The following is a 24,519-nucleotide window of genomic DNA, read 5'->3' on the forward strand; positions in this document are numbered from 1 at the left end:
GCATGGCATTTCGCCGCCGCGTCGGCGCGCGGCTGTTCGGCCCGCTGCTCGCCTATGCCGCGCTGCTGGCGGTGGCGGTATGGCTGCTCGCACTCGGCGCCGCTTCGATGGTGCGCGAGAACGAGCAGGCCAGCGTGGGCGCGCGCCTGGGCGCCACCGTCAATACCACCGCGCGGCTGCTGGAGGTCTGGGCGGTCGAACAACGCCGCCGCGCCGTGTCGATCGCCGCGCTGGACGACACCGTGCGGCTGGCGGGGCCGCTGCTGGCCAGCCATGGCGATGCCACCCCGGCGCAGGCGGCCGAATTTGCCGGCTGGATGGCGCCGCTGCTGCGTTCGCACGGTTATATCGGCTTTGCGCTGGTGACCGCGGACGACCGCATCGTGGCTTCCGAACTGCCCGACCGCAATGGCCAGTTGCTGTTGCCCGAGTCCGCCCGCACCGCGCAGCGTGCCCGCCACGACGGGGCCGCCGTGTCCGCGCCATATCCCGGCCCGCAGCTGATGCCCGATGCGAGCGGGCGTGCCGCCGTCTCGACGTTCCAGGTGGTATGCGCGCGGCTGTGGGATGCGGAGCGGGATAGCGGACGCGTGGCCGGCACCCTGTGCCTGCGCATCGACCCGAACGCGGTCATGCTGCAGATCGTGACGGCGGCGCGCTATGGCCGCAGCGGCGACCTGTACATGATCGACGGCAATGGCCGCCTGGTGTCGCCCGCGCGCTTCGATGAAGAGCTGGCCGCGCAAGGGCTGCTGGCGCCTGGCATGGCGTCGATGTTCCATACCGTGGCGCGCGTTCCCGTGGCGGACGGCAACGGCACCTACCGTTTGCCGCCGGGCGCGCCGCTGACCCGGCTGGCGCAGCAGGTGCTGGCGCACCAGACACTGCAGCTTGGCTTCGGCTATCGCGACTACCGCGGCCGGCGCGTGGCCGGTGCCGGGCTGTGGGTGCCGGCGCTGGCGAGCGGGCTGATCCTCGAGCAGGACATGGACGAGGCCTTCCTCTCGTACCTGTCGACGCGCACCGTGGTCATCGGCATGGCGCTGGCGATCCTGCTGCTGATCGGCCTGGCCGCGTGGGCGCTGCGCCGTGGCCAGCTGCGCCTGGCGCACAGCGAGGAACGGCTGCGCGCGATGCTCGACCATTCTCCTGCGATCATCCACCTGAAGGACCGCAACCACGCCTTCCTGGCGCTGAACCCCGCCACGCAGGCGCTGATCGGACAGACCGAGCGCGGGGCGCTGGGCCGCACCGACCGCGAATTGCCGGTGATGCCCGACGGCACGCAGGAGCGCTGGGACATCGAGGAGCGGGTCATGTCCACCGGCGCGGCGGAGGAGCACATTTACACGATGCAAGCCGCGGAAGGTACGCGCGACCTGCAGGTGATGCGCTTCCCGGTGCGCAATCCGGCCACCAACGAAGTGGTCGGCGTGGGTTCGGTCGGCATCGACATCACCAGCCAGGTGCGCGCGCACCGCGAGCTGAAGGAACTGTCGCAGACGCTGGAGCACAAGGTGTCCGAGCGCACGCGCGAACTCGCCATCGCCAACGCCGAACTGGCCGAGGCCAAGCATGAGGCGGAATCGGCGGCCCAGGCCAAGGCCAGCTTCCTCGCCAACATGAGCCATGAGATCCGCACCCCGATGAACGCGGTGATCGGCATGGCCCACCTGGCGCTGGGCACGCCGCTCGATCCCAAGCAGCGCGACTATATCGAGAAGATCCAGCGCTCCGGCCAGCACCTGCTGGGCATCCTCAACGACATCCTCGACCTGTCCAAGATCGAGGCCGGCAAGCTGGAAGTGGAAGAGATCGACTTCTCGCTGGAGCGCGTGCTGCGCACCGTGGGCGACCTGGTGTCGGAGCGGGCCGCGGCCAAGCAGCTGGAGCTGATCGTCGAGGTTGCGCCGGACGTGCCCGACGCGCTGCGCGGCGATCCGCTGCGGATCCGCCAGGTGCTGATCAATTTCACCACCAACGCGGTCAAGTTCACCGAGCGCGGCGAGATCGTGGTGCGCGTGGCACGCTGCACCGGCGACGACGAGCTGCCGCGCGTGCGGCTGCATTTTGCCGTGCGCGACACCGGCATCGGCATCGCGCCCGAGGCGATCGGACGCCTGTTCCAGAACTTCGAGCAGGCCGACAGCTCGACCACCCGCCGCTACGGCGGCAGCGGCCTGGGCCTGGCGATCAGCCAGCGGCTGGTGCAGTTGATGGGCGGCACGCTGGGCGTGGAAAGCACACCGGGCGAGGGCAGCACGTTCTGGTTCGAGCTGTCGCTGCTGCCGGGCAGCCAGCGCGCGCCGGCGCTGCTGGTGCGGCCGGAACTGGCCGGCCGCCGCCTGCTGGTGGTGGACGACCACGGCTACGCGCGCCAGGTCCTCGCCGCGATGCTGCGCCGCTTCGGCTTCCGCGCTGACCAGGCCGCCTCGGGCGAAGCGGCGCTGGCTGCGATCGAAGCCGCCGATGCCGAGGGCGATCCTTACCACGCCGCCTTTATCGACTGGCGCATGCCCGGCTTGGACGGCATCGAGACCGCCCGCCGGCTGGCCCGGCTGGCGCTGCGTGGTCCGCGCCCGCGGCCGCTGATGGTGACGGCCAACGGCAGCGAGGCGGCGATGCGGGCCGGCGAGCATGGCGGCTTCGAAGCGCTGCTGCTCAAGCCGGTCAGCGCGTCGGTGCTGTTCGATGCCACGCTGCGCGTGCTGGCCGCCGAGCCTGGCACGCCGCTACAGGCCGAACCGGAGCGCCCCGCGCCTGGCCCAGGCTGGTCGCTGCCGCAGCGGCGCGTGCTGCTGGTCGAGGACAACGAAATCAACCGCGAGGTCGCCGTACACCTGCTGCAGCAGGCCGGCATCACGCCGGACACCGCCGAAAACGGGCGCGTAGCGCTGGAGCGGCTGGCCGCGCATGCGTACGACCTGGTGCTGATGGATATGCAGATGCCGGTGATGGACGGCGTCGAGGCCACGCGCCGCATCCGAGCCGACGCGCGGCTCGCCGCGCTGCCGGTGGTTGCCATGACCGCCAATGCCTTGCCCGAGGACCGCGAACGCTGCCTGGCCGCGGGCATGGACGACCATATCGCCAAGCCGATCAGTCCGCCGGTGTTTTTTGCCACCGTGCATCGCTGGTTGACCCACGGCGACTCAGTGCCGGCGGTGGCACCGGCGGCGCAGGCATGGCCGGCATGGCTTGGGGCGCTCGCCGCGACGGGCGTGCTGGATGTCGATGGTCCACTGGCGCGCGCAGGGGGACAGCCAGAGACGTACCGTGGCCTGCTGGCGCGGCTGCGAGATCGCTACGCCGATGCCGGCACACGCGCTGGCCGGGCCGCGCAGCTTGCGCACGAGCTGGCCGGTGTGGCCGGCAACCTCGGCGCGATGGCAGTGTCGCGCGCCGCCGCGGCGCTGGAATGCACGCTGCGGGATGGCGGCGATGGCGCCGCGCGGCAGGCCGCCGCGCTTGAAGCTGCGATGTCGGACCTGCTCGCGGCACTGCACCGGCACCTGCCGGAGGCGCCGGACCCGCAAGACGAGCCAGCAGCGCCGGCAGCGCCGATCGAGCCTTCCGCCGCGTCCGCCGCGCAGGCAATGGCCCGGCTGCGGCGGCAGTTGCGCGAAGGCGCCAGCGAAGCCGGCTCGACCCTCGCCACGCATCGCGCCGCGCTGGCCGCGGCGGCGCCTGCGGGCATGCTGGCCGAGCTGGAAGCCGCGATCGAAGCGTACGACTACGCCGCGGCGCTGGCCGTCCTCGACGACATGCTGCCTGTCATGGCCTCTGGCCAGGGCTGATGTCTGGCCCCGGGCCCCAGGCCCGTCAGCGGCCGGCCGGCAGCACCATCGTCACCAGCACCGATGCATCGGTGTCAGCGGTCAGGTCATAGCGCACGCACGGGCCGACATAGAGCAAGTCGCCCTGGCACAGTCCGCGTTCGGCGCCGTCCACGCGGAGGCGGACTTTTCCTTCCAGGCATTGCACAGTCATCGGGCCATCGACCGAATGGGGCGGCACATGCTTGCCCGCCTTCAGCACCAGCCGCATCACTTCCAGCGGACCTTCCTTGAACAGGGCTTGGGTGACAGTCTGGTCCAGGCGCGTGCCCAGGGGCAACACGCTGGCGATCTGTCCGGAAGCTAGGTGGGGGAGGGACATGCGCGGCTCCTCGCTGTAGTGGGTCGTTTGATTTGTGCCTTGTCAGGCGCTGCTGGCATTTGCCGCCAGCAAGCCTTTCCAATCTAGCACCGGAGCGCGCGACTCAATAGCGTTCAGCGTGACGTAGCCGGCGTAGCTGGCGCGGGCGACGTGCCGGCGTCTTGTGCGCAGGGGGACGCATGGCGGGCCTGTGCCTGCGCTCGATCACGGTCCAGTCAGGGCCCGCACTGGCAGGCAGGGATACGGCAATGGCGCCAGGCGCGAGCATGGCGAGCAGGAAGGTCTTGATGGGAATGTCGTCGAACTGGGATGGGGGCTGGCCGGAACAGGTCTTTCCGGCCAGCGGTGCCGCCACGGCGAGCGCCGCGGCGGGCGGGGGCCGTATCAGGCGGCGTGAGCCGGCGGCGCCGAGACGCCGGTGCGGTCCAGGCCCGCTAGGTCCATGCCGGCTGCCGGCTGGTTGGCGCCGTCGGTGAACGGGTCGCGCTTGCCATTGACGTGCGCGCCGTCGCTGAACGGATCGCGCTTGCCGTTGACGTGCGCGCCTTCGGTGAAGGGATCGCGCTTGCCGTTGTGCTGCAGGTTGTAGCCGTAGCGGTCGGCTTCGGTGCCGTGGTCATTCATGCCTTGGGCGGCAGCGGGGCCGCAGGCGAGCACGCTGGCACCGAGGGCGGCGATGGAGAGCGTCGTGGCAAGGAGGGCTTTGAGATCGTTGTTATGCATGTCTGCTGTGTCTTGGGTGAGGGGACGGCACGGCCCTGCAGCTTCCTGCGGGCCGTGCGGGGTGGGCGGATCTGCCTGGCCGCCAGCCGTCCGGTTCGCCTTGTGGGCGGTGCCGGGGAGCAGCAGCGACTGCAGCGCCGGGGCACGGGACGAAGTGTAGTCACGCCGATCCATTCCTGTGATGATTTAAAATGACAAAAATAAGTCGTTTTTTTCATCGTTATGCGAAGCCGTTTCCGAGGACCTTGCCGACACCTTGCGGGCGGCTTGCCAGCCGCCGCCCAGGGCGAGGAAGAGGTCCACCTGGCGGTATGACACCTGAGCCTCGGCCGCGGCCAGCGCGGCGTCGGCATCGGCCAGCGCCTGCTCGGCATCGAGGCGGTCGAGGTACGGGATGCGCCCGGCCTGCTGCAGCCGCACCTGCTGGCGCGCGGCGTCGCCGGCCTGCTCGCGCGCCGCATGCAGCAATTCCCGCCGCTCCAGCGCTCGGGTATAGGCGGACAGCGCCGTTTCCGTTTCCTGCAGCGCGCGCAGCACGGTGCCGTCGAAGCGCGCCAGCGCGGCGTCGGCGGCCGCCTCATGGCCGTGGATGCGGTGGCGCACGCCGTTGGTCGGCAGCGACCAGCTCAGCATGGGGCCCAGGCTCCAGCGCGCCGTCGGGCCGCTGCCCAGGTCGCTGAGCACGCCGGTCAGGCCGGCGCTGGCGCCGATGCGGATCGACGGGTACAGGTCCGCCGTGGCAACGCCTACGCGCGCGGTCGCCGCAGCCAGTTCGCGCTCGGCCTGGCGGATATCGGGACGGCGCCGCAGCAGCGCGGCGCCGTCACCCACGGGCAGAGGCGCGCGCAATTCCGGCTCGGCATGGCAATCGACCTCGTCCGGCGCCAATGCTGACGGTGGCTTGCCCAGCAGCAGGGCCAGGCGGTAATGCGCCGCGGCGCGCTCCGCCGCGAAGGCCGGCAAGGCGGCGCGCACCGCTTCCGTGCGGGCGCGCTCGCGTGCCACGTCCGGCGGCTGCGCGCGGCCGGCAGCGACCAGCCGGCGGGTTGCGTCCAGCGTTCGCTCCCGCACCGCAAGCTGCTGCGTGGCCACGGCCAGTTCATGGGTGGCCGCGCAGCCTTGCACGTAGGCGCGCACGGTCTGCGCGGCCACGCTGACGCGCACCATGTCGAGGGTGGCTTCGCTGGCTTCGGCGCCCGCCAGCGCGGCCTCGTCGGCACGCGCCAGCTTGCCGAAGAAATCGATGAGGTAAGACACGCCGAAGCCGAAGTCGCCCAGGTTGAACACCGGCGGCTTGACGGTCTGCAGGAAGCTCTGGGCCGACAACTGCGCGCGCGACACGCTGGCGTCGACGCCGCCTTGTGGCAGGTTCTCGGACTCGACTTCATGCAGCAGCGCCACTGCGCGCCGCAGGTTGGCCGAGGCGGCGCGGATGTCGGTGTTGGCCGCCAGCGCCTGACGCACCAGCCGGTCGAGCCGCGCGTCGTCATAGAGGTGCCACCAGTCGTCCGGGACCGGGCCGATGTCGACGCCATGCGCGTTGCCGCCCCGCAGCGCGCCGTTGGCCTGCGGCGCCTTGATCGCGGCGCGCTCTGGCACGCGGTAGTCCGGGCCTACCGTGGTGCAGGCACACAGGCACGCGGCCGCGCACGCCAGCCAGCGACGGCGCCCGCTCATGACCGCGCCGCGGCAGGGCGCCGCGGTTCGCGTACCGACACCGTCGCGGTGCGGCCCGACACCAGCCTGACGTCGGCGGGCACGTCTTCCAGCACGATGCGCACCGGCACGCGCTGCGCCAGGCGCACCCAGTTGAAGGTCGGGTTGACGTTGGGCAGCAGGTTCGAGCCGGCACTGCGGTCGCGGTCCTCGATGCCGGCGGCGATGCTCTGCACATGCCCGCGCAGGTGCCGCGGCTCGCCCATGATATGGACGTCTACCGGGCTGCCGATATGGATGCGGTGCAGCTTGGTTTCCTCGAAATACCCTTCCACATGGAACGACGCCGCGTCGACCATCGACAGCACCGGGCGGCCGGTGGACACGTAGTCGCCCAGCCGCGGCAGGCGGTCGTTGAGGTAGCCCGCCACCGGGCTGCGCACGCTGGTGCGCTCCAGGTTCAGCCGCGCCAGCCGCACCGTAGCCTCGGCCTGCGCCAGCGCGGCTTCGCTTTGTTCCACGCGGGCGCGGCCCTGTTCGGCGACTTCGCCGGCCACCAGCCCGTCGAGCGCCCGGTTGCGCGCGGCCTCGCGCCGCGCCTGCGCCAGCGTCGCGCGCAGCGTGGCGGCGGTGGCCTGGGCCTGCTGCAGCGCCAGCGCGTAGCGGTCGCGGTCGATCTCGAACAGCACCTCGCCGCGCTGCACGTACTGGTTGTCGCGCACCGTCACGCGCGTGACCAGGCCGGAAACGTCGGGCGCGACCTGGACGATATCGGCGCGCACATGGCCGTCGCGCGTCCATGGCGCGGCGGTGTAGTAGTCCCACAGGTGGCGCAGCACCAGCACGGCGGCAAGCACGGCCAGCAGCGTCGGCAGCAAGGGAAGGGGGCGGAGTCGGAGTGTCATGACGGCAGTCCCGGCACCGCGGCGAAGACCGCCGCCACGCCGCCGAGGACGATCACATAGAGGGAAAGGTTGAACAGCGAGCGGTGCCAGACATGCCGGTAGCATCCCAGCCCTGCCAGCGCGATGCGGATCGCGGTGGTGATGGCGAAGGCCAGCACCATCAGCACCAGCACGCCTGGCACGAATACGCCATAGAGGTCGATTTCACTGAGCATCGTGGGGTAACAAGGGCGGTGAGTGGATCAGGGTGCGCACGTCGGCGGGCAGGCGCCGGGCTGCAGCGTGACCTGGAGCACTACCAGCGCGCCCAGCGCACCACTGTCCTGGCGTGGCAGCGCGGCGATGGCATCGGCCACCCAGCGTGACAGCGCCGCCGGTGCCGCCACCGCATGGCCGCCGCGCAGCCGTGACCGGTAATGCCGCGCGACCGCCGCCAGCACCCGGCGCACCGGCTTGCGCGCCGCGGGCGGGAGGCCCGGCAGCGCCCTGTGCAGCGCCAGCGCGCAATAGCCCACCTGCAGCGCATGGAAGCCGTCCGACGAGAGCGGGTCGCCGGCCGCGCCCAGGCGAGGCACCAGCTGGCCGAGCCGGTCCAGCATGCGCGCGCCCAGCCGCGCGTCGCCGTCCGCCGCGCGCAGCGTGGCCGCCTGCGCCAGGTCCTGCCAGCTTGCGCGCACCAGCCGGTGCGCCGCCGCGCGCGCGCCGAACGGGCGCACAGCCATCGACCACAGCGGCGCGAACAGCATCGCCGCGGCGCTGGCCAGGCTGGCATTGAAGGTGCCGAGGAAATCCGCGTCGAACACGGCCTGCACATTGGCGAACGAGGCGGTGTTGACCGACAGCAGCATCGCGATCAGCTGGAAGCCCGGGCGCGCCACCAGCAGGCCGATGCCGAGGTAAGGCAACGCCAGCATCGCCGCCAGCGCCTCGAAGGTATGCGCATGTGGCACCACCACGAACAGGTAGCCGGAGGCCACCAGCAGGCACACCAGGCTCCAGCGCAGGAACGGCGCGGCCATGCGGCGCGGTTCGTCGATGGCAGCAAAGAAGCAGCAGGCGATCGACGCCACCGCCACCGCGCCGGCACCGTCTTCCCAGCCCGAGAAAATCCACAGCAAACCGGCGCAGAACACCGCCAGCCCGCTGGACGCGGCCCCGAACAGCAGCATGCCGTGGTCATGGTGATGGCCGGCGCCGTCAGGTGCCTCAGGTGCCTCAGGTGCCTCCGGTGCCGGCCGGCTGGCGGCGGACGGCGCCTCGGGGCCGCGTTCGCCGATGCCACGTTGCAGCGCCAGGCATTCCGCGTACAGCGTGCACAGGCGTTGCAGCTGGTCGGCGGCGGTCGTGGCGAGCCGCGCCGGCCACCCGCCATCCCCTCCGTCCAGACGCCAGTCGCGTTGCAGGAGCGGAGCCGGCTGCGGAGCACCGCTGCCCAGCCACGAAGCGGTCGCGGCCAGCGCCTGCTGCAGCGGCGCCGGCATGCCGCCGGGCAGGGCGCGCAGCGCCTGCAGCACGCTTTCCAGCGACGACAGCAACGGCATCAGCATGGTCATGCGCTGGCGCAGCGCGCGCGCATGGCGCAGCGTGCGGCTGCCCTCGGTGTCGTAGGCGAGCTGGCTGATCAGCTGGTCCAGCGCCAGGATGTCGGTGGCAAGCCGATGGCGGCCATCGTCGGCGCCGGGGCTGCCGCGCAGGATCGCCGAGGCCCAGCCGCTGGCGTCGGCAAGCCAGGTCGCCGCGCGCTGGCGCAGCGCGGGCGCCACCTTGGCCGGGAACACGATCGATCCGACCAGTCCGGCGCAGACAATGCCGATCACGATCTCCTCGATGCGCGCCACGGCGATATCGAAGATCTCGGCCGGCTGGCTGACCGCCGGCAGCGCCACGATCGGCAGCGTGTATGCCGCCAGCAGGAACACATAGCTGCGCGGCGAGCGCTGCAGCAAGGACAGATACACCAGCGCGGTGATCCACAGCCCGATCGCGGCCATCAGCACGATCGGCATGTTGACCAGCTGCGGCACCGTCGCCACTGCGGCGGTCGCGCCGAGCACCGTGCCGGCGACGCGGTACGCCGCCTTGGAGCGGGTCGCGCCGGTCAGCGGGTGCGAGACGAAATACACGGTAGCCATGGCCCAGTACGGCCGCGGCAGGCCGAGCGCCAGCGCGATATAGAGTGCCAGCATCGCGGCGGCGAATGCCTTCAGCGAGAACAGCCACTGTCGTGCATTCGGCCAGCTAGCCATGGGGCGAGGTCTTGAAGACAAGGAGTTTGGGGGCGCGCAACGCCAGCTGCCGCCCCACGCTTCATGGTGGCGCAGTCGGGCAGGGGCGATGTGTGGAAGCGAAGTGTAGCCGCACCTTTTGCATTCCATTCATGATTTAATATTGGCTTTTCCATTCGCTTTGTTCATGTAAGCGTGCCGCCAGGGCCCGACGCCGGCGGTGCGGCCCATTTGCCCATGCCTATCGATATCCGCGCGCTGCGCTACTTCGTCGAGACCGCGCGCCTGCACAGCTTCACGCAGGCGGCGAGTTCACTGTTCGTCACCCAGTCGACCATCAGCAAGATGGTGAAGCAGCTTGAAGACGAGGTCGGCCAGCCGCTGCTGATCCGCGAAGGCAAGAGCGTGCGCCTGACCGACGTGGGGCGCGTGGTCTACGAGCGCGGTCAGGAAGCGCTCGGCGTGGTCCACCGGCTCACGCTGGAAGTGGCCGACCTGTCATCGCTGGGCCGCGGGCAGCTGACGGTGGGTATCCCGCCGATGGTCAACCTGTTTTTCTCGCCGGCGGTCAGCGCGTTCCGGCAACGCTATCCCAACCTGCAGCTGACACTGGACGAGCATGGCGGGCAGGTGGTCGAGCAACTGGTCGCCAGCGGCGAACTGGAGGTCGGCGCCACGGTGCTGCCCGGCGACAGCGGCCTGGCGCTTGAGGCACGGCAGTTTGGCCGCTACCCGATCTGGGCGGTCGGGCCGCGCAAGGCGAAGTGGGCACGCGGGCGTACCGTCACGCTGGGCGCGCTGGGCGACGAGCCGCTGGTGATGCTGACCGACGACTTCTCGCTGACGCGCAAGCTTAACCAGGCCTTCCTGGAAGCGCGCATCGAGCCACGCGTGGTGGCGCGCAGCGGCCACTGGGATTTCCTGGCGTCGATGGCGGCGGCGGGTCTGGGCACCACGTTCCTGCCGCAGCCGCTGGCCGAGCGCCTGCAGGGGCAGGACACGCTCGCCATGGCGCGCCTGACCGAGCCGGCAATGGACTGGACCATGGCGCATATCTGGTCGCCCGGACGCTACCTGTCGCACGCGGCACGCGCGTGGCTGGCGGTCTGCGACGAGGTACTGGGGGAAGCCGAAAAGCGCTAGCGCGGCGAGTTCGCGCCTATTTGCCCAGGCACTGGTCCGGCGCGATATCCAGCCGCACCAGCGACTGGCGCCCGGCGGTGTAGTGGTAGAGCAGCGTCACGCCGAGCTTGCCCAGCACCGGCACGTCCGGATTGCGGCAGATGCCGCGCTCCAGGATCGGCTTGGCCGATGCCATGTACTCGCGCGTGCCGTCGCGCGTGGCATCGACGCCCGACACTTTCAGCTGGAACTCGACGATCTTGCCGGGCCGGACCACGCAGCCGTCAAAGCGCGTGGTGTCGTCCAGGTCCAACGGGCCGGCGCGCATCAGTTCCTGGCAGGCCATTCGCAACTGCCGGTCGGCATCGCCCGCGGTCAGCCGCGTGACGCCGGTCATGCCGGTCGGCTTGCCGCGCACGGTGCCGAGCAGCAGGGTGGCGAGGCCGGAGAGTTGCGGGCTTGGCGCGGGCGTCGCTGCCGGGGCGGCAGTGGTGGCAGTAGTGGCCACCGCGGCGACCAGGACAACGAGGGCCGCCAGCGACGGCAGAAGGCGGTGAGGCGTGGCCGTCGGGGCGGCTGGGGCAAGGCGCATAAAGGGGGCGGGGGTGGTGAACCTGTAGCGCTGCTACTTTAGCCGCTGGCACTTGACGCCGTTGTCAGGCGTTGTCCTACGCGGCCACGCGGCCGGCGCAGTGCGCAGCACATTGTGCCGGGACGGCCGCCGCCGTTACAGCTCCAGCACCAGCCGGCATCCGCCGGCCGCACGCGAACAGCACGCCATCATCCGGTCGTTGGCGTCGCGCTCGGTGCGCGTCAGCACCACGTCGCGATGATCGACCTGGCCGGCCAGCACGCGCACTTCGCACGAGCCGCACAGGCCTTCCTCGCAATCGCTCTGCACGTCGATATTGGCGCCGCGCAGCGCAGCGAACAGGGTCTGGCCGGCGGGCACCTCCATGACCAGGCCGGAGTCCTTCAGCTCGACCGTGAAGGGCTGCTCCTGCGATGCGTCCAGCGCGCCCAGCCGCGACACGAAGTGCTCGACCCGCAGCGCGTCCGCCGGCCACGCGGCGCAGCCGTCGGCCAGCGCGTCGAGCAGCCGTTGCGGGCCGCAGGCGTAGACGTGGGTGCGCGGCGCCGGCGTGGCCAGCAATGCCCCGAAGTCGGCGCGCCGGCCTTCGTCGCCGGCATAGACGCGCAGGCGCTCGCCATGCAGGGCCTGCAGCGTGTCCAGCATTGCCATCGACCGCCGCGAGCGGCCGCAGTAATGGATCTCGTAGTCGATGCCGAGCTGGCGCGCGCGCCGCGCCATCGCGCTGACCGGCGTGATGCCGATGCCGCCGGCAATGAAGATGGCGCGCCCGCAACCCTCGTCGAAGCGGAAGTGGTTGCGCGGGCCGCGGATGCGCAGGCGGTCGCCCGCCTTGACGCTGTCGTGCACCCAGGCCGAGCCGCCGCGGCTCCCGGGCTCGCGCAGCACGGCGATTTCCAGCGCGCCGGCATCGTCGGGATCGCCGCACAGCGAATACTGGCGCGACAGCCCGGTATCGCCGCACTCCACATCGATATGCGAGCCCGGCGCCCAGCGCGGCAGCGGCTTGCCGTCCGGCGCCGCCAGCCGCAGCCGCACCACGCCGTCGGCGGCGGGGGCGATGCTTTCCACCACCACGGTGCGCGCGCTGGTGTGCGCCGACGGCTCGCCAATGCGCACGGGCTGCCGCTGCAGCAGCAGCGCGGGGTCGCGGCGCTCCGGATTCTGAGCGGGATCCCACTCGACCAGCAGGTGCTCCGGGCCGCGGAAAGAGGTGTTGGGCACGTAGGTGAAGGACTGTTCCGCCAGCCGCATATGCGGCAGCCGGCGCGTCAGCTCTTCCAGGAAGATCTGCATCTCCATGCGCGCCAGGTTCTTGCCCATGCACTGGTGCGAGCCGTAGCCGAAGGTCAGCTGCTCGCTGGCGTTGTCGCGGCGGATGTCGAACAGGTCGGCATCGGCGAAGTGGCGCTCGTCATGGTTGGCCGACGAGGTCACGATCAGCAGCTTGCTGCCCGCGGCCAGGCGGATGCCGCCCACTTCCGTGTCGCGCGTGACCAGCCGGCGCCACGCCGCCACCGAGCCGTTGTGGCGCAGGCATTCCTCCACCGCGTTGGGGATCAGCGAGGGGTCCTCGCAGATCTCGCGCCACGTATCCGGATGCTGCAGCAGCAGCTTGAGGGCATTGGCCGAGGCATTGGCGGTGGTTTCGTGCGCGGCGACGATGCCGGCCATCATCATCGAATGCAGGTAGGAGTCGGTGACGACCTCGGGCAGCGCCTTCTGCTTGCGCAGGCCGTACTGCATCCAGCCCGGGCCCGACGGGTCCTCGCGCATCTTGTCGAGGATGCGCCCGGCCAGCTGCCAGAAATTGCCCACGGCATGCGCCACCGCGACCTGTTCCTCCGGCTTTGGCCGGCCCCAGGTGTTGACCGTGTGGGCGATGGAGTACTGGCGCAGCAGGTCCATGTCCTCTTCGGGCACGCCCAGGAAATGCAGCGCCACGGTCAGCGGCACTTCCCAGAGCATCTGGTCGACCAGGTCGGCGCGGCCATCGTCGATAAAGCGGTCGACGTATTCGCGCGCCAGGCGCCGCACCATGGGCTCGTGATGCGCCAGCTCGGCGGGCGTGAACGGGTCCATCAGCGCGCGCCGGCGCGGCATGTGGGCGGGCTCGTCCTCGTTGACCAGCGTGCGGTTCATGGCATAGCCGTACGAGGCCAGCACCGCGTTGGCCTCGTCGCCGGTGGGCGTGATTTTCTCCAGCGCGATCGACGGGCTGAAGGTGAGGTTGTCGCGGAAGATCGCCTTGATGTCGTCGTAGCGCGTGACGACCCAGTAGCCCAGCCTGGGGCTGTAGAACACCGGTTCCTGCTCGCGCGACCAGCGTACGTATTCGGGCGGGTCCTGCTGGTAGCCGTCGCCGAAGGGATCGAATTCCGCCGCGTCATGGCTGACGGGGCAGCCGTTGGGTGCCTTGAAAGCGGAATGGTCGACGGGGCAGCCGCCGCGCGCGGCACCGTGTGAGAGGTTGGCCATACTGCGTACTCCTGGCTAAAGCACTTGCCGTCCGGTCGGTGCCGGACGGGCTTGGGGGTCAGATGATTGCCGGCCTTAGTTGTCCAGCGTGATCTTCAGGTCGCGGATCAGCCTGGTCCAGCGTGCCGACTCGGTGCGCAGCAGCTCGCTGAACTGCGCCGGCGTATTGCCCACCGGCTCCACGCCGAAATCCACCAGCCGCTTGTTCACCGCCGGCTCGCGGATCGCCGCGACCACATCCTTGTTCAGCGTGTTGATGACCTCCGGCGGTGTGGCCGCAGGCACCACCATGCCGACCAGCGCGGCGGCTTCCACGCGTGGGTAGCCCAGCTCGGCGAAGGTCGGCACGTCGGGCAGCTGCGGCAGGCGGGTGGCATTGGCCACGGCCAGCGGCCGCACCTTGCCGCCCTTGATAAAGCCGGCGCCGGCGGCATAGTCGACCATCATCGCGGCGAGCTGGCCAGCGGCGACGTCCGACAGCGCGGGCGCGGCGCCGCGGTAGGGCGCGTGCGTCATCGGCAGGCCGCCGGCTTCCACCTTCAGCAATTCCATGGCCAGGTGGTGCGGGCTGCCCGCTCCGGCGGATCCATAGCTGACGCCGCCCTGCGTGGACTTCGCCTGCGCGATGAAGTCCCTGGCGTTCTTCACCGGGCTGTTCGCGCCGACCACCAGGATCATCGGGAAGCGGCCCAGCAGCGTGACCGGGGCCAGGTCCTTGCCCGGGTTGTAGGAGAGCGTCTTGTACAGGACCGGGTTGAATACCAGCGTGCCGTTGTCGGCGGACAGCACGGTGTAGCCGTCGGCGGCCGAGCGCACCGTCTCGGCCGCGCCGATCGCCGTATTGCCGCCGGGCTTGTTGTCCACCACGACCGGCTGGCCGACCTTGGCCGACAGTCCCTGGCCAATGGTGCGCGCGAGGAAGTCCGAGCCGCCGCCGGCGGCGTACGGCACGATCCAGCGGATCGGCTTGGCGGGGTAGGTGTCGGCGGCGTGCGCCGGCAGGGCGGACAGCATGGGCAGGACGAGCGCGCCAAAAGCGCCGATGGCCAGGCGCGGCAACAGGGTGCGGGGCATGTGGTTGTCTCCGATGAATTTCTGTTTTGCGTAAATCTTATACGCATTGCGTAATCATTGAATGAGGGTTAACCTTGGGGCCGGCCGACCTACCGTCGCCAGACCAGGCGTGGCCTAATCTGCCTGCCATTGCCACCACCATTGCCATGCACGCATCCCGTTCCAAGTCCGCCGTCCCCGAAACGCCTGTTGACGCCGCCTCGCCCCGCACCCGGGAGCGTCGCCAGCGGGTGCAGTCCGCCGTCACGGGCATGGCGGTGCTCAAAGGGCTGGCCCGGCTCGGCGGGCGCGCCAGCCTGACCGCGCTGGCCGCGCATATCGACGAAAGCCCGGCCAAGGTGCACCGCTACCTGGTCAGCCTGCTGGAAGAGGGACTGGTTGCGCAGGAATCCGGTACGCAGCAGTACCACCTGGGCTACGAGGCGCTGCAGATCGGCATGGCGGCGATGCGGCAGGCCGACCCGATCCGGCTGGCCGAGGCCTCGCTGGTGCGGCTGCGCGAGACGCTGGAAGTGACGTGCTTTGTCGCGGTGATGGGCAACAAAGGGCCGACCATCATGCGTTTTGAGGAACCGGGCTTGCCGGTCACGGTGAACGTGCGCGCGGGGTCGGTGATGCCGCTGCTGTGGTCGGCCACCGGGCGCGTGTTCCTGGGCCTGCTGGACGAAACCCGGGTGCAGCAGCAGGCGAAGGAAGAACTGGAGCAGGCTGGGGCGGCGCGGCTGGCTTCGCTCGATCGGGACGACCCGATCGGCGCGCTGCGCCGCGCCGTGCAGGCTGATGACTGCGCCTGGGTGCGCGACACCAACCTGACCGGCATCAGCGCCGTGGCCGCGCCGGTGCGCGACTACACCGGCCGCGTGTGCGCGGTGCTGACGGCGCTGGGCGCCACCGGCGGCTTCGATCCGTCGATCGACGGGCCGGTCGGCACCGCCGTGCGGCACGAGGCCCGCGTGGTCAGCGCCGCGCTCGGCTTCCACCCGGAAGCGGCGGGCTGAGGCGCCGCCGGGAAGGGCGTGGCCATTGTGCAAGCCGTGCGCGGACGCGTATATTCCTCGCGGTTTGCCGACACTCCTGCCACTGCCTGACATGAAGATCCATGCCCTTACGCGCCTCGCGGCGATAGCCGCCACCGGCCTCCTGTGCACGCCAGCCGCGTACGCCGCCGACAAGGTCGACCCGCGCCAGCTCGAACGCGCCGTCAACGAGGCGATCGCGCCCATGATGAAGGCGCACAACATACCGGGCATGGCCATCGCGGTGACGGCCGGCGGCAAGCAGTATTTCTTCAACTATGGCGTGACCGCGAAGCGGGGCGGCAAGCCCGTCACCGAGTCGACCCTGTTCGAGATCGGCTCGGTCAGCAAGACCTTCACGGCGACGCTGGCGGGATATGCGCAGGCGCGCGGTGCCATGTCGCTGTCGGATCCCGCCGGCAAGTACCTGCCGGCGCTTGCCGGCAGCGCCCTGGGCACGACCAGCCTGCTGGACCTTGGCACCTACGCGGCCGGCGGCCTGCCGCTGCAGTTTCCCGAGGCGGTCAACAATCCGCAGGCAATGGTCGATTACTTCAGGGCCTGGCAACCCGCCTACGCGGCTGGAACCCATCGACGTTACTCGAACCCCAGCATCGGCCTGTTCGGCTACCTCGCCGCGCGCAGCCTGGGCGAGCCGTTCGATGACCTGATGGAGAAGACCCTGTTTCCGGCGTTCGGCCTGAAACGTACCTATATCCGGGTGCCGAAGCCGTTGATGGCCGACTACGCATGGGGTTACACCAAGGACGACAAGCCGACCCGCGTGACGCCGGGCGTACTGGATTCCGAAGCCTACGGCGTGAAGACGACGTCGGCCGACATGATCCGCTTCGTCGAGGCCAACCTGTCGCCGGCGGGGCTTGACGACAAGATGCAGCGCGCCATCGCCACCGCGCGTACCGGCTACTTCAAGGTCGGCAGCATGGTGCAGGGGCTGGGATGGGAGATGTATGCCTATCCGACGCCGGTCAGCGCCATCCTCGCGGGCAGCTCGCCGCAGGTGGTATTCGAGGCCAACAAGGTCGACAGGCTGGAGCCGCCGCAGGCACAAAGCGCCGATGTGCTGGTCAACAAGACCGGGTCGACCAACGGGTTTGGCGCCTACGTCGTGTTCGTGCCGGCCAAACGCATCGGGCTGGTGATGCTCGGCAACAAGAACATGCCGGTGCCGGCGCGGGTGGAAGCGGCGTATCACATCCTGACGGTGCTGGACGCCGCGCTGGCGGCAAAACGCTAGGTACACAACCGCCAGTCGCTGCCAGAAAAAAGGGCGGCCCGAAGGCCGCCCTTGTCTGCTGCGCGCCCGGGCGCCGTCAGAACTGCTCGGCCGTCAGCGCATTGACCGGGGCAGCACCGCCAACGACAGCATCGCGCAGCGCCGTTGCCTGCGACAGGATGTGCTGTGCGAAGAAATGCGCGGTGGCGATCTTGGCGTCGTGGAAGCCCGGATCCTCGGCCCGCTTCGCATCCGCGGCCAGCATCGCCCGGCCCAGCTGCCAGCCCGAGAACACGATGCCGCAAAGCTTCAGGTACGGCACGCTGCCGGCGAACACGGCATTCGGGTCCGACTTGGCATTGGCCACCACAAACTCGACCACCGCTTCCAGCGCCGCGCGGCCATTGGCCAGCTGCGCCTGGACCGCGGTGAAGGCAGCGCCGCCATGCCGGCCCAGCGCGGCCTCGGTCTCGGCGATCTGCGCGCAGATCGCGCGCGCCACGGCGCCGCCGTCACGCACGGTCTTGCGGCCGACCAGGTCGTTGGCCTGGATGGCCGTGGTGCCTTCGTAGATCGGCAGGATGCGGGCGTCGCGGTAGTGCTGGGCCGCGCCGGTTTCCTCAATGAAGCCCATGCCGCCGTGCACCTGCACGCCGAGGCTGGTGACGTCGATCGACAGTTCGGTGCTCCAGCCCTTGACCACCGGCACCAGGAATTCATAGAACGCCTGGTTCTGCTTGCGCACGGCTTCGTCGGGATGCTGGTGCGCAGTGTCGCTGGCGGCCGCGGCCACGTAGGCGACGGCGCGGGCGCCTTCGGTCAGCGCGCGCATCGTCATCAGCATGCGCTTGACGTCGGGGTGGTGGATGATGGTGACGGCCTCGCGCGCCGAGCCGTCGACCGGGCGGCTTTGCACGCGCTCGCGCGCATATCCCACGGCCTGCTGGTAGGCACGCTCGGACACCGCGACGCCCTGCATGCCGACCGCGAAGCGGGCCGAGTTCATCATGATGAACATGTACTCCAGGCCGCGGTTCTCTTCACCCACCAGCGTACCGATGGCGCCGCCGTGGTCGCCGAACTGCAGCACGGCGGTCGGGCTGGCCTTGATGCCGAGCTTGTGCTCGATCGACACGCACTGCACGTCGTTGCGCTCGCCCAGGCTGCCGTCGGCATTGACCAGGAACTTGGGCACGATGAACAGCGAGATGCCCTTGACGCCCTCGGGCGCATCGGGCGTACGGGCCAGCACCAGATGGACGATGTTCTTCGCCATGTCGTGCTCGCCGTAGGTGATGAAGATCTTGGTGCCGAAAACCTTGTAGGTGCCGTCGCCCTGCGGCTCGGCGCGGGTGCGCACGGCGGCCAGGTCCGAGCCCGCCTGCGGCTCGGTCAGGTTCATGGTGCCGGTCCACTCGCCATTGATCAGCTTGGGCAGGAAGGCGGCCTTCTGTTCGTCCGAGCCGGCGGTCAGCAGGGCTTCGATGGCGCCGTCGGTCAGCAGCGGGCACAGCGCGAACGAGAGGTTGGCGCTGTTCAGCATTTCGATACAGGCGGTGGAGATCAGCTTGGGCAGGCCCTGGCCGCCAAACTCCTGCGGATGCAGCACGCCCTGCCAGCCGCCTTCGCCAAACTGGCGAAAGGCGTCCTTGAAGCCGGGTGTCGTGGTGACCACGCCATCCTTCCAGCTGCTCGGATCCAGGTCGCCGGTACGGTTGAGCGGCGTCAACACCTGTTCGTTGAACTTGGCGGCTTCGTCGAGCACGGCCCCGGCCGTTTCCGGCGTGGCTTCCTCGAAGCCGGGCAGGCCGCTGACAGCTTCAAGACCTGCGAGCTCGTTCATCACGAACAACATGTCTTTGAGCGGGGCACGGTAGGTCATGGATGTCTCCTGTCTGTACGTCTGTAAGCTTGTTTGGGGTGGCGCGCAAGGCATGGCGCCTGGCCGCAACGCGGGCCGATATGAGATCGTACCGCCGGAAGCGCCGGGCGCGGTTACCCAATGCTGCCCATTCATTGACGAAACCTGCCGCCCTGCACAAACCGGCGCGCGGGGATGCCCCACTGGCCGGCCGCTGCCGCCACCGGGTGGCAGCATTTGTCAGGCGTGCGCGGGCATGGTCCGGTAGGCCTTGGGCGTGCTGCCGGTCCAGTTGCGGAAGGCGCGATGAAAGGCGGTGGGGTTGTCGAAGCCGATATCGAAGGCGATTGCCGCGATGGCGTCCGTGGTGCGCGTCAGCCGCTGGATGGCGATGTCCCGGCGCACCTCGTCCTTGATGGCCTGGAAGGTGGTGCCCTCGGCGGTGAGCCGGCGGCACAGCGTGCGGACGGAGAAGTGCAGGTCCTGCGCCACCGCTTCGATGGTCGGCGTCGCCGGCAGGCAGTCGGCCAGGTACTGGCGCACATGGTGGCACACCATCTGGTCGGCGAACGCGACGAAGATCCAGTCTTCGGGCGCGCGCGCCAGGAATTTCTGCAGGTCGGCCTTGCGCCGGCGGACCGGCATGTCCAGGTAGGCTTCGTCGAACCTGAGCAGCGTCTGGCGGCCGCCAAACTGCACCGGGCCGGGAAACAGGTACAGGGAATCGCTGGCGCGCGGCGGCCGCGGGAAATCGAACTCCACCCTGACCAGCGGAATGCGCCTGCCGATCAGCCATGACGCGACCCCGTGGACCAGCTTGAGCATCAGCTCGCAGCCCAGCGCGCTGACGCCGGGGCCGGCCGGGTCGGCCCGCAGCATGACATCGCCGAAGCCGTCATCACGCCCGGATTCAAGCCGGAAATCGTCCAGGATCAGGTGGAAGAACTGGCCGAAGCGGCGCAGCGCCACCTCCAGCCGCGGGGCATCCAGCAAGCTCAGGCACAGGTACTTGAGCGTGCCGTTGCGCAGCGGCCGGCTGAAGATGCCCGGCATCTCGTCGTCCAGTTCCATGGCGAGTTCGCGGTAGAGCGTGGAAAACTGTTCCTCGGTCACGCGGGCAGCCGGCGCCTGCAACAGGCCGCCCGGGATCCCCGCACGCTCCGCCAGCCGCGCCATGGCGGCCGGATCGGCACCGGACAGGAAGCCGTTGACCAGCGAAATGGGGACGGTGGCGGTGAACTGGGTCAATGTTGCAGGGCCGGTAAGACGGTCCGGCCGGAAGCGGGGGCGGGCCGGGTCGTGGCATATTTTGTCATACCCGGGAAGGCTTGGGCGGCCCCTTCGGCGTGGCCGTGCCGCCCGTGTCGAGCGCTGTGGCCGCGGTCAGTCCTGCGCGGAACGTACCGGTTCCTCCGGCGCCTGCACGCCCGGGTCCGCGTCCATGTGGACGCCGGCCAGGCCGGCATTGAGCTGGTTCAGGAAATGCACCAGCGAAACCTTGTCATCAAAGCGGAAACTCGCCAATGCCTGGCGGTAGAACTCATAGATCCGCGGTTGCAGGCCGTTCCAGAACTCGCGCCCCTTCGGCGTCAGCACGACCTTCTTGGCGCGGCGGTCCACCGTGTCGGCGACGCGTTGGACATGCTTTTCCCGCTCCAGCCGCTTGAGTACGCCATCGAGGCTCTGCCGGCTCACCACCAGGTATTCCGTCAACTCCGAGAATGACATGCCTTCCGGCACCTGCGGCCGCGACAGCGCCCCGAGCACCGACCATTGCACGGTGGTGATGCCGAGCGACTTGCTCGTCTGCCGGTCCAGCGTATTGCCAGCCTGGAACAGCCGGAAGAACAGCCGGTTATGGACGGAGACGTCGGATGGGTCGTAGGTTGAATCGGGTTTGGTCATGGTGTGGGATCGACACTGGCCGCCCTGGGGCTTGCCATGGGTGTGCCTATTCTAAGGCGGCGCGGAGCACACACGTGCGCGGGGTGAAGGGTGGGGTGGGCGCGGGGGGCTGCAGCAGGGCTCGCAGGGATGTGTATCAAAGCCAACTTTTACTGCATTTGAGCAAGGATCTTGATCATTATTTCTCGATGTAAGCAGCATATTTAGCCATTGTGGCGGATTCATAGGTAAAGATAAGTAATGATATTGACGTACACACGCGGCGTGCCTAGTATCTCCCGGACGCCTGCCATAAAAGTTCAGCCATGACCATCACGCTCCACCACGCCCGCGATGCCGCCGTCCTGACCATCGACCGCCCCGCCGGCCTGCGGGCGCAAGCGGATCTGTTCGTGCAGACGGCCCGGACTGCCGGCGCGAGCGAAGGCATCGCCGCCTTCGTCGTAAAGCGTCCGTCGCGCTTCCTCGGCCGCTGAGCGGTCGGTTCTCCGGCGCGCTGGGACACAAATCATGGAAGTGGCACAAGCCGTGCGACCCCAACGGACTACACAGCCGGAAATGGGCATCGCCGACATGCTCCATCACATCCGCGCCGCGGCCCGCACAATCCAGGCCGAGGCCAGGCGCCAATGGCCCGGCGACGCCAACGCGGTGACCCGCCGCCTCAGCCGCCTGCTGACGCTGGCCATGCGGCAGCAATCCGCGCTGGATATCGCCGTGATCCTGGGCAGCGCCGCCGAGCTTCGCTATTTCCCGGACGACGCGGCCCTGGAGCGGTGTACCAGCATGGTCGAGTCCCATGGCGGCAAGGCCATGCGCGCGGTGGTCTGGGCGGTGCGGCATCGGCGCGTGCGGGCCGGCGCTACCATCACCCGGCGCTTTATCGTCGACGCCGTCGACTGACCTCAAAAAAAATGGCGGGCCCCGGCATCGTGCCGGGCCCGCCATCTGTTCCATCTGTTTCCAGCGGCGCACCGAGGCGCCGCCCGCCAGCAAGACTCCCTTAGCTGCGCGCTTCAGCCACGGCCGGCATCACCGATGCCGGCGCCGGGCTTGCCGCCTCATCGGCATGCTGCGCGGATGCCGACAGCCTGTGGTTGATGCACGCCAGTGCCAGCGCGCCCACGATGCCCGCCGCGCCGATGACCAGGAAGTTCTGCGCCAGCGGCAACTGCAGCGAAACGATCAGCCCGATCAGTACCGGCGCCGCGATGGCACCCAGGCGTCCGATGCCAGAGGCCATGCCCACGCCCGTCGAACGGATCGACACCGGATAAAACTGGCCGCTATACGCATACGCGACGATCTGCGCGCCGGTGGTGCAGGCCCCTACCGCGCCGATCAGCAGGTAGAGCATCTCGGTCGAGGTCTTGAACGTCATCAGGTACAGGAACGCGGCGCCGAGCGCGTACATCACCACCAGCACCCACTTGATATGGAAGCGGTCGGCCAGCCAGCCGCCGCCAATCGCTCCGACCACCGCGCCCACGTTCAGCGCGATCACGAAGCTGAGCGCCGAGCCCAGGCTGTAGCCCGACATCGCCATCAGCTTGGTCAGCCAGGTGCTGAGCGCATAGACCATGAACAGGCCGGTGAAGAAGGCGATCCAGAACATGATCGTGCTGAAGCCACGCCCGTCCTGGAACAGGCGGGCCACCGGCACGCCGGTTGCACGGTCCTGCTGCGGCAAGCGGAAGGTAGCGCCGGCACCCAGCCGCAGTTGCGGATCGATGCGCTGCGCGAGGGCGCGCAGGTCCTTTTCGTTCTGGCGCGACACCAGGAACGACAGCGACTCCGGCATCGTCTTCAGGATGAACGGGATCAGCAGCACCGGCACGCCGGCGGCGAAGAACACGATCTGCCAGCCAAAACCGGCAATGAACTGCTTGCCGATCACCGCGGCCAGGATGCCGCCAATGGCATAGCCGGAAAACATCACCGTGGTCATGAAGCTGCGGATCTTGCGCGGCGAGTACTCCGTCATCTGCGCGACGATGTTCGGCATGACGCCGCCGATGCCAAGGCCGGCGATAAACCGCATCACGCTGAACGAGACCGGATCGTTGGTCAGGCCCGCGGCAGCGGTGAATACGCTGAACAGGAATACGCACAGCGAGATGGTCCAGCGGCGGCCGATCTTGTCGGAAAGGGCGCCCAGGAAGATGGCGCCGAACATCATGCCGAACAGCGCGGAGCTCGCCATGAAGCCGGCCGTCGATGCCGTGACGCCCATCTCCTTCATGATCGACGGCAGGGCGGCGCCTGCGACGGCGATGTCGTAGCCGTCGATGATGATTACCAGCAGGCACCAGGCCAGCACGCGCGCATGGAATCGGTTAAAGCGGGCGTCATCGGCCAGCTTTTGTACATCAATGTGCTGCATCGTATGTCTCCTTCACCAATCTTCTTTTGAACGCTCAACAAGCGGCGAGGCCCTCTGAACCGGCCCCCGGCCTGGGCTGGACGGAATATGGTTGAAGCGAGGTTATACGTCAAGATCATTACTTATTGAATCGGCAAAAACTAGGGTAATTACGGTAAATATGTGCCTATTTCGCCTTTACTAGGTCAATAAGTTGATTTATCAAGGTTGGCGCTGGCGTTAGCTTGGCGCAGCCTGCGCGCGCTGACAGGGGCACCGCTCGCATTGTTGCCAGCCCGGCAACACGATGCGCTCCACCGGGGCCTACCGCCTCCCGCCTCCAGTCACCTAGGATTCCAGCGGGGTCGTCCCAAACTGTTCGAAAAATCGAGGTGCATGATGAAGATTGTCGTAATCGGTGGTACCGGACTGATCGGCAGCAAGGTCGTGGCGCGGCTGAAGGCGAAAGGCCATGAGGTGGTTGCCGCGTCGCCGCAGACGGGTGTGAACGCGCTGACCGGCGAAGGCCTCGCCGAGGCCCTGGCGGGTGCGAAGGTGGTCGTGGATGTCGCCAATTCACCCTCGTTCGAGGACGAGGCCGTGCTGAATTTTTTCAAGACATCCGGGCGCAATCTCGCGGCCGCCGAGAAGGCCGCGGGTGTCGGGCACCATGTTGCGCTGTCGGTGGTGGGCACCGACAAGCTGTCGGAGAGCGGTTACTTCCGTGCAAAAATTGCCCAGGAAGGGCTGATCCGCGAGGCCGGCATTCCCTATACCGTCGTCCGGTCCACGCAGTTCCTCGAGTTCCTGGGCGGTATCGTCCAGTCCGGGGCGGACGGCGATTCCGTGCGCTTGTCCGCCGCGCTGATCCAGCCCATTGCGTCGGACGATGTTGCCGAGGCGGTTGCGGACCGTGCGCTGGCCGCGCCAGTGAATGGCATGGTCGACATTGCCGGGCCGGAACGATGCCGCATGGACGAGCTGGTGCAGCGCTATCTCGACGCCACTGCCGATTCCCGCAAGGTAGTGACCGATCCCAAAGCCCGGTATTTCGGGGCCGCGCTCAAGGACGATACTCTGGTGCCAGAGGGTGAGGCGTGGCTGGGCAAGACCACCTTCGAGGCATGGATGGCGCAAAGCCGCGCCGCGCAGCGCTGAACGCCCTGATGCGCGGCGTCTTGTGCACCGGCCGCGCTGTCCGGATG

Annotated in this window: 21 protein-coding genes; 7 read left to right on the top strand and 14 right to left on the bottom strand. The window is 69.0% G+C overall.

All coding sequences use genetic code 11. The annotated features are described in order from the left end of the window. Nucleotides 1–2: 2 nt before the first annotated feature. Nucleotides 3–3,797: a response regulator gene (locus CTP10_RS22935; protein WP_158577723.1), complete on the top strand. Its 3,795-nt coding sequence runs from the start codon at nt 3–5 to the stop codon at nt 3,795–3,797. A 25-nt stretch (nt 3,798–3,822) separates the two neighbouring features. Here CTP10_RS22935 and CTP10_RS22940 read toward each other — a convergent pair whose 3' ends face one another. The 7 genes from CTP10_RS22940 to CTP10_RS22970 all read right to left on the bottom strand — a co-directional run bounded on the left by CTP10_RS22940 (nt 3,823) and on the right by CTP10_RS22970 (nt 9,688). After that, on the bottom strand, nt 3,823–4,158 hold the full coding sequence (locus CTP10_RS22940; protein ID WP_116322140.1) for a hypothetical protein: 336 nt from the start codon (nt 4,156–4,158) through the stop codon (nt 3,823–3,825). A 103-nt stretch (nt 4,159–4,261) separates the two neighbouring features. After that, nucleotides 4,262–4,513, bottom strand: a complete 252-nt coding sequence (locus tag CTP10_RS22945; protein ID WP_199414682.1) for a hypothetical protein — start codon at nt 4,511–4,513, stop codon at nt 4,262–4,264. Nucleotides 4,514–4,542: 29 nt separating this feature from the next. Continuing rightward, entirely contained in the window at nt 4,543–4,881 is a 339-nt protein-coding gene (locus CTP10_RS22950; protein WP_116322139.1) for a hypothetical protein, read from the bottom strand. Nucleotides 4,882–5,067: 186 nt separating this feature from the next. Then, nucleotides 5,068–6,558, bottom strand: a complete 1,491-nt coding sequence (locus CTP10_RS22955) for an efflux transporter outer membrane subunit (RefSeq protein ID WP_116322138.1) — start codon at nt 6,556–6,558, stop codon at nt 5,068–5,070. Further along, entirely contained in the window at nt 6,555–7,442 is an 888-nt protein-coding gene (locus tag CTP10_RS22960; RefSeq protein ID WP_116322137.1) for an efflux RND transporter periplasmic adaptor subunit, read from the bottom strand. Before CTP10_RS22960 ends, CTP10_RS22955 begins: the two co-directional genes overlap by 4 nt. Then, nucleotides 7,439–7,657 carry a DUF1656 domain-containing protein gene (locus CTP10_RS22965; protein WP_116322136.1) on the bottom strand — a complete coding sequence of 73 codons (219 nt, stop codon included), beginning with the start codon at nt 7,655–7,657 and terminating at the stop codon, nt 7,439–7,441. Before CTP10_RS22965 ends, CTP10_RS22960 begins: the two co-directional genes overlap by 4 nt. A gap of 27 nt (nt 7,658–7,684) precedes the next feature. Beyond that, complete coding sequence (locus tag CTP10_RS22970) at nt 7,685–9,688, bottom strand: FUSC family protein (protein WP_116322135.1); 2,004 nt, start codon at nt 9,686–9,688, stop codon at nt 7,685–7,687. 216 nt (nt 9,689–9,904) lie between these two features. On the opposite strand from CTP10_RS22970, the gene CTP10_RS22975 reads away from it, so the two are divergent. Further along, nucleotides 9,905–10,810 carry a LysR family transcriptional regulator gene (locus CTP10_RS22975; RefSeq protein ID WP_116322134.1) on the top strand — a complete coding sequence of 302 codons (906 nt, stop codon included), beginning with the start codon at nt 9,905–9,907 and terminating at the stop codon, nt 10,808–10,810. Nucleotides 10,811–10,826: 16 nt separating this feature from the next. On the opposite strand, the gene CTP10_RS22980 is transcribed toward CTP10_RS22975, so the two are convergent. The 3 genes from CTP10_RS22980 to CTP10_RS22990 all read right to left on the bottom strand — a co-directional run bounded on the left by CTP10_RS22980 (nt 10,827) and on the right by CTP10_RS22990 (nt 14,873). Continuing rightward, nucleotides 10,827–11,381 (bottom strand): hypothetical protein, encoded by a 555-nt coding sequence (locus tag CTP10_RS22980; protein WP_233528303.1) that lies wholly within the window; start codon nt 11,379–11,381, stop codon nt 10,827–10,829. A gap of 135 nt (nt 11,382–11,516) precedes the next feature. Beyond that, nucleotides 11,517–13,859 (bottom strand): cytochrome P450/oxidoreductase, encoded by a 2,343-nt coding sequence (locus CTP10_RS22985; RefSeq protein ID WP_116322133.1) that lies wholly within the window; start codon nt 13,857–13,859, stop codon nt 11,517–11,519. Between the two features lie 75 nt (nt 13,860–13,934). Continuing rightward, nucleotides 13,935–14,873 (bottom strand): Bug family tripartite tricarboxylate transporter substrate binding protein, encoded by a 939-nt coding sequence (locus CTP10_RS22990; protein ID WP_199414679.1) that lies wholly within the window; start codon nt 14,871–14,873, stop codon nt 13,935–13,937. Between the two features lie 206 nt (nt 14,874–15,079). On the opposite strand from CTP10_RS22990, the gene CTP10_RS22995 reads away from it, so the two are divergent. After that, nucleotides 15,080–15,931, top strand: coding sequence for an IclR family transcriptional regulator (locus tag CTP10_RS22995; RefSeq protein ID WP_116322203.1), 852 nt, complete (start codon nt 15,080–15,082; stop codon nt 15,929–15,931). A 91-nt stretch (nt 15,932–16,022) separates the two neighbouring features. Beyond that, nucleotides 16,023–17,207, top strand: a complete 1,185-nt coding sequence (ampC, locus tag CTP10_RS23000) for a class C beta-lactamase (RefSeq protein WP_116322131.1) — start codon at nt 16,023–16,025, stop codon at nt 17,205–17,207. Nucleotides 17,208–17,283: 76 nt separating this feature from the next. Here the strand turns inward: ampC and CTP10_RS23005 are convergent, their stop codons facing one another. The 3 genes from CTP10_RS23005 to CTP10_RS23015 all read right to left on the bottom strand — a co-directional run bounded on the left by CTP10_RS23005 (nt 17,284) and on the right by CTP10_RS23015 (nt 20,952). Then, a complete protein-coding gene (locus CTP10_RS23005; protein WP_116322130.1) occupies nt 17,284–19,068 on the bottom strand; it encodes an acyl-CoA dehydrogenase in 1,785 nt (594 codons plus the stop codon). Between the two features lie 219 nt (nt 19,069–19,287). Next, nucleotides 19,288–20,223: an AraC family transcriptional regulator gene (locus CTP10_RS23010; RefSeq protein WP_116322202.1), complete on the bottom strand. Its 936-nt coding sequence runs from the start codon at nt 20,221–20,223 to the stop codon at nt 19,288–19,290. A 207-nt stretch (nt 20,224–20,430) separates the two neighbouring features. Beyond that, nucleotides 20,431–20,952, bottom strand: a complete 522-nt coding sequence (locus tag CTP10_RS23015; protein WP_116322129.1) for a MarR family winged helix-turn-helix transcriptional regulator — start codon at nt 20,950–20,952, stop codon at nt 20,431–20,433. A 305-nt stretch (nt 20,953–21,257) separates the two neighbouring features. Here CTP10_RS23015 and CTP10_RS23020 point away from each other — a divergent pair, with 305 nt between their 5' ends. Together CTP10_RS23020 and CTP10_RS23025 are read left to right on the top strand one after the other, a co-directional pair. Continuing rightward, nucleotides 21,258–21,428, top strand: a complete 171-nt coding sequence (locus tag CTP10_RS23020) for a hypothetical protein (RefSeq protein ID WP_158577722.1) — start codon at nt 21,258–21,260, stop codon at nt 21,426–21,428. Between the two features lie 34 nt (nt 21,429–21,462). Continuing rightward, nucleotides 21,463–21,855, top strand: coding sequence for a hypothetical protein (locus CTP10_RS23025; protein WP_147316279.1), 393 nt, complete (start codon nt 21,463–21,465; stop codon nt 21,853–21,855). A 100-nt stretch (nt 21,856–21,955) separates the two neighbouring features. On the opposite strand, the gene CTP10_RS23030 is transcribed toward CTP10_RS23025, so the two are convergent. Further along, nucleotides 21,956–23,335, bottom strand: a complete 1,380-nt coding sequence (locus CTP10_RS23030; protein WP_116322127.1) for an MFS transporter — start codon at nt 23,333–23,335, stop codon at nt 21,956–21,958. Nucleotides 23,336–23,713: 378 nt separating this feature from the next. Between CTP10_RS23030 and CTP10_RS23035 the strand changes: the two genes are divergently transcribed. Further along, nucleotides 23,714–24,472: an SDR family oxidoreductase gene (locus CTP10_RS23035; RefSeq protein WP_116322201.1), complete on the top strand. Its 759-nt coding sequence runs from the start codon at nt 23,714–23,716 to the stop codon at nt 24,470–24,472. The last annotated feature ends 47 nt before the right edge of the window (nt 24,473–24,519 follow it).

Origin of the sequence: Cupriavidus sp. P-10 (genome assembly GCF_003402535.2) — a bacterium.
GTDB lineage: Bacteria > Pseudomonadota > Gammaproteobacteria > Burkholderiales > Burkholderiaceae > Cupriavidus.

What these genes read in the sequence shown, in the direction of transcription:
- CTP10_RS22935 (WP_158577723.1), top strand. Translation starts at nt 3, where the DNA reads ATGGCATTTCGCCGCCGCGTCGGCGCGCGGCTGTTCGGCCCGCTGCTC.
- CTP10_RS22940 (WP_116322140.1), bottom strand. Translation starts at nt 4,158, where the DNA reads ATGTCCCTCCCCCACCTAGCTTCCGGACAGATCGCCAGCGTGTTGCCC.
- CTP10_RS22950 (WP_116322139.1), bottom strand. Translation starts at nt 4,881, where the DNA reads ATGCATAACAACGATCTCAAAGCCCTCCTTGCCACGACGCTCTCCATC.
- CTP10_RS22955 (WP_116322138.1), bottom strand. Translation starts at nt 6,558, where the DNA reads ATGAGCGGGCGCCGTCGCTGGCTGGCGTGCGCGGCCGCGTGCCTGTGT.
- CTP10_RS22960 (WP_116322137.1), bottom strand. Translation starts at nt 7,442, where the DNA reads ATGACACTCCGACTCCGCCCCCTTCCCTTGCTGCCGACGCTGCTGGCC.
- CTP10_RS22965 (WP_116322136.1), bottom strand. Translation starts at nt 7,657, where the DNA reads ATGCTCAGTGAAATCGACCTCTATGGCGTATTCGTGCCAGGCGTGCTG.
- CTP10_RS22970 (WP_116322135.1), bottom strand. Translation starts at nt 9,688, where the DNA reads ATGGCTAGCTGGCCGAATGCACGACAGTGGCTGTTCTCGCTGAAGGCA.
- CTP10_RS22975 (WP_116322134.1), top strand. Translation starts at nt 9,905, where the DNA reads ATGCCTATCGATATCCGCGCGCTGCGCTACTTCGTCGAGACCGCGCGC.
- CTP10_RS22980 (WP_233528303.1), bottom strand. Translation starts at nt 11,381, where the DNA reads ATGCGCCTTGCCCCAGCCGCCCCGACGGCCACGCCTCACCGCCTTCTG.
- CTP10_RS22985 (WP_116322133.1), bottom strand. Translation starts at nt 13,859, where the DNA reads ATGGCCAACCTCTCACACGGTGCCGCGCGCGGCGGCTGCCCCGTCGAC.
- CTP10_RS22990 (WP_199414679.1), bottom strand. Translation starts at nt 14,873, where the DNA reads ATGCTGTCCGCCCTGCCGGCGCACGCCGCCGACACCTACCCCGCCAAG.
- CTP10_RS22995 (WP_116322203.1), top strand. Translation starts at nt 15,080, where the DNA reads ATGCACGCATCCCGTTCCAAGTCCGCCGTCCCCGAAACGCCTGTTGAC.
- ampC (WP_116322131.1), top strand. Translation starts at nt 16,023, where the DNA reads ATGAAGATCCATGCCCTTACGCGCCTCGCGGCGATAGCCGCCACCGGC.
- CTP10_RS23005 (WP_116322130.1), bottom strand. Translation starts at nt 19,068, where the DNA reads ATGACCTACCGTGCCCCGCTCAAAGACATGTTGTTCGTGATGAACGAG.
- CTP10_RS23010 (WP_116322202.1), bottom strand. Translation starts at nt 20,223, where the DNA reads ATGGCGCGGCTGGCGGAGCGTGCGGGGATCCCGGGCGGCCTGTTGCAG.
- CTP10_RS23015 (WP_116322129.1), bottom strand. Translation starts at nt 20,952, where the DNA reads ATGACCAAACCCGATTCAACCTACGACCCATCCGACGTCTCCGTCCAT.
- CTP10_RS23020 (WP_158577722.1), top strand. Translation starts at nt 21,258, where the DNA reads ATGACCATCACGCTCCACCACGCCCGCGATGCCGCCGTCCTGACCATC.
- CTP10_RS23025 (WP_147316279.1), top strand. Translation starts at nt 21,463, where the DNA reads ATGGAAGTGGCACAAGCCGTGCGACCCCAACGGACTACACAGCCGGAA.
- CTP10_RS23030 (WP_116322127.1), bottom strand. Translation starts at nt 23,335, where the DNA reads ATGCAGCACATTGATGTACAAAAGCTGGCCGATGACGCCCGCTTTAAC.
- CTP10_RS23035 (WP_116322201.1), top strand. Translation starts at nt 23,714, where the DNA reads ATGAAGATTGTCGTAATCGGTGGTACCGGACTGATCGGCAGCAAGGTC.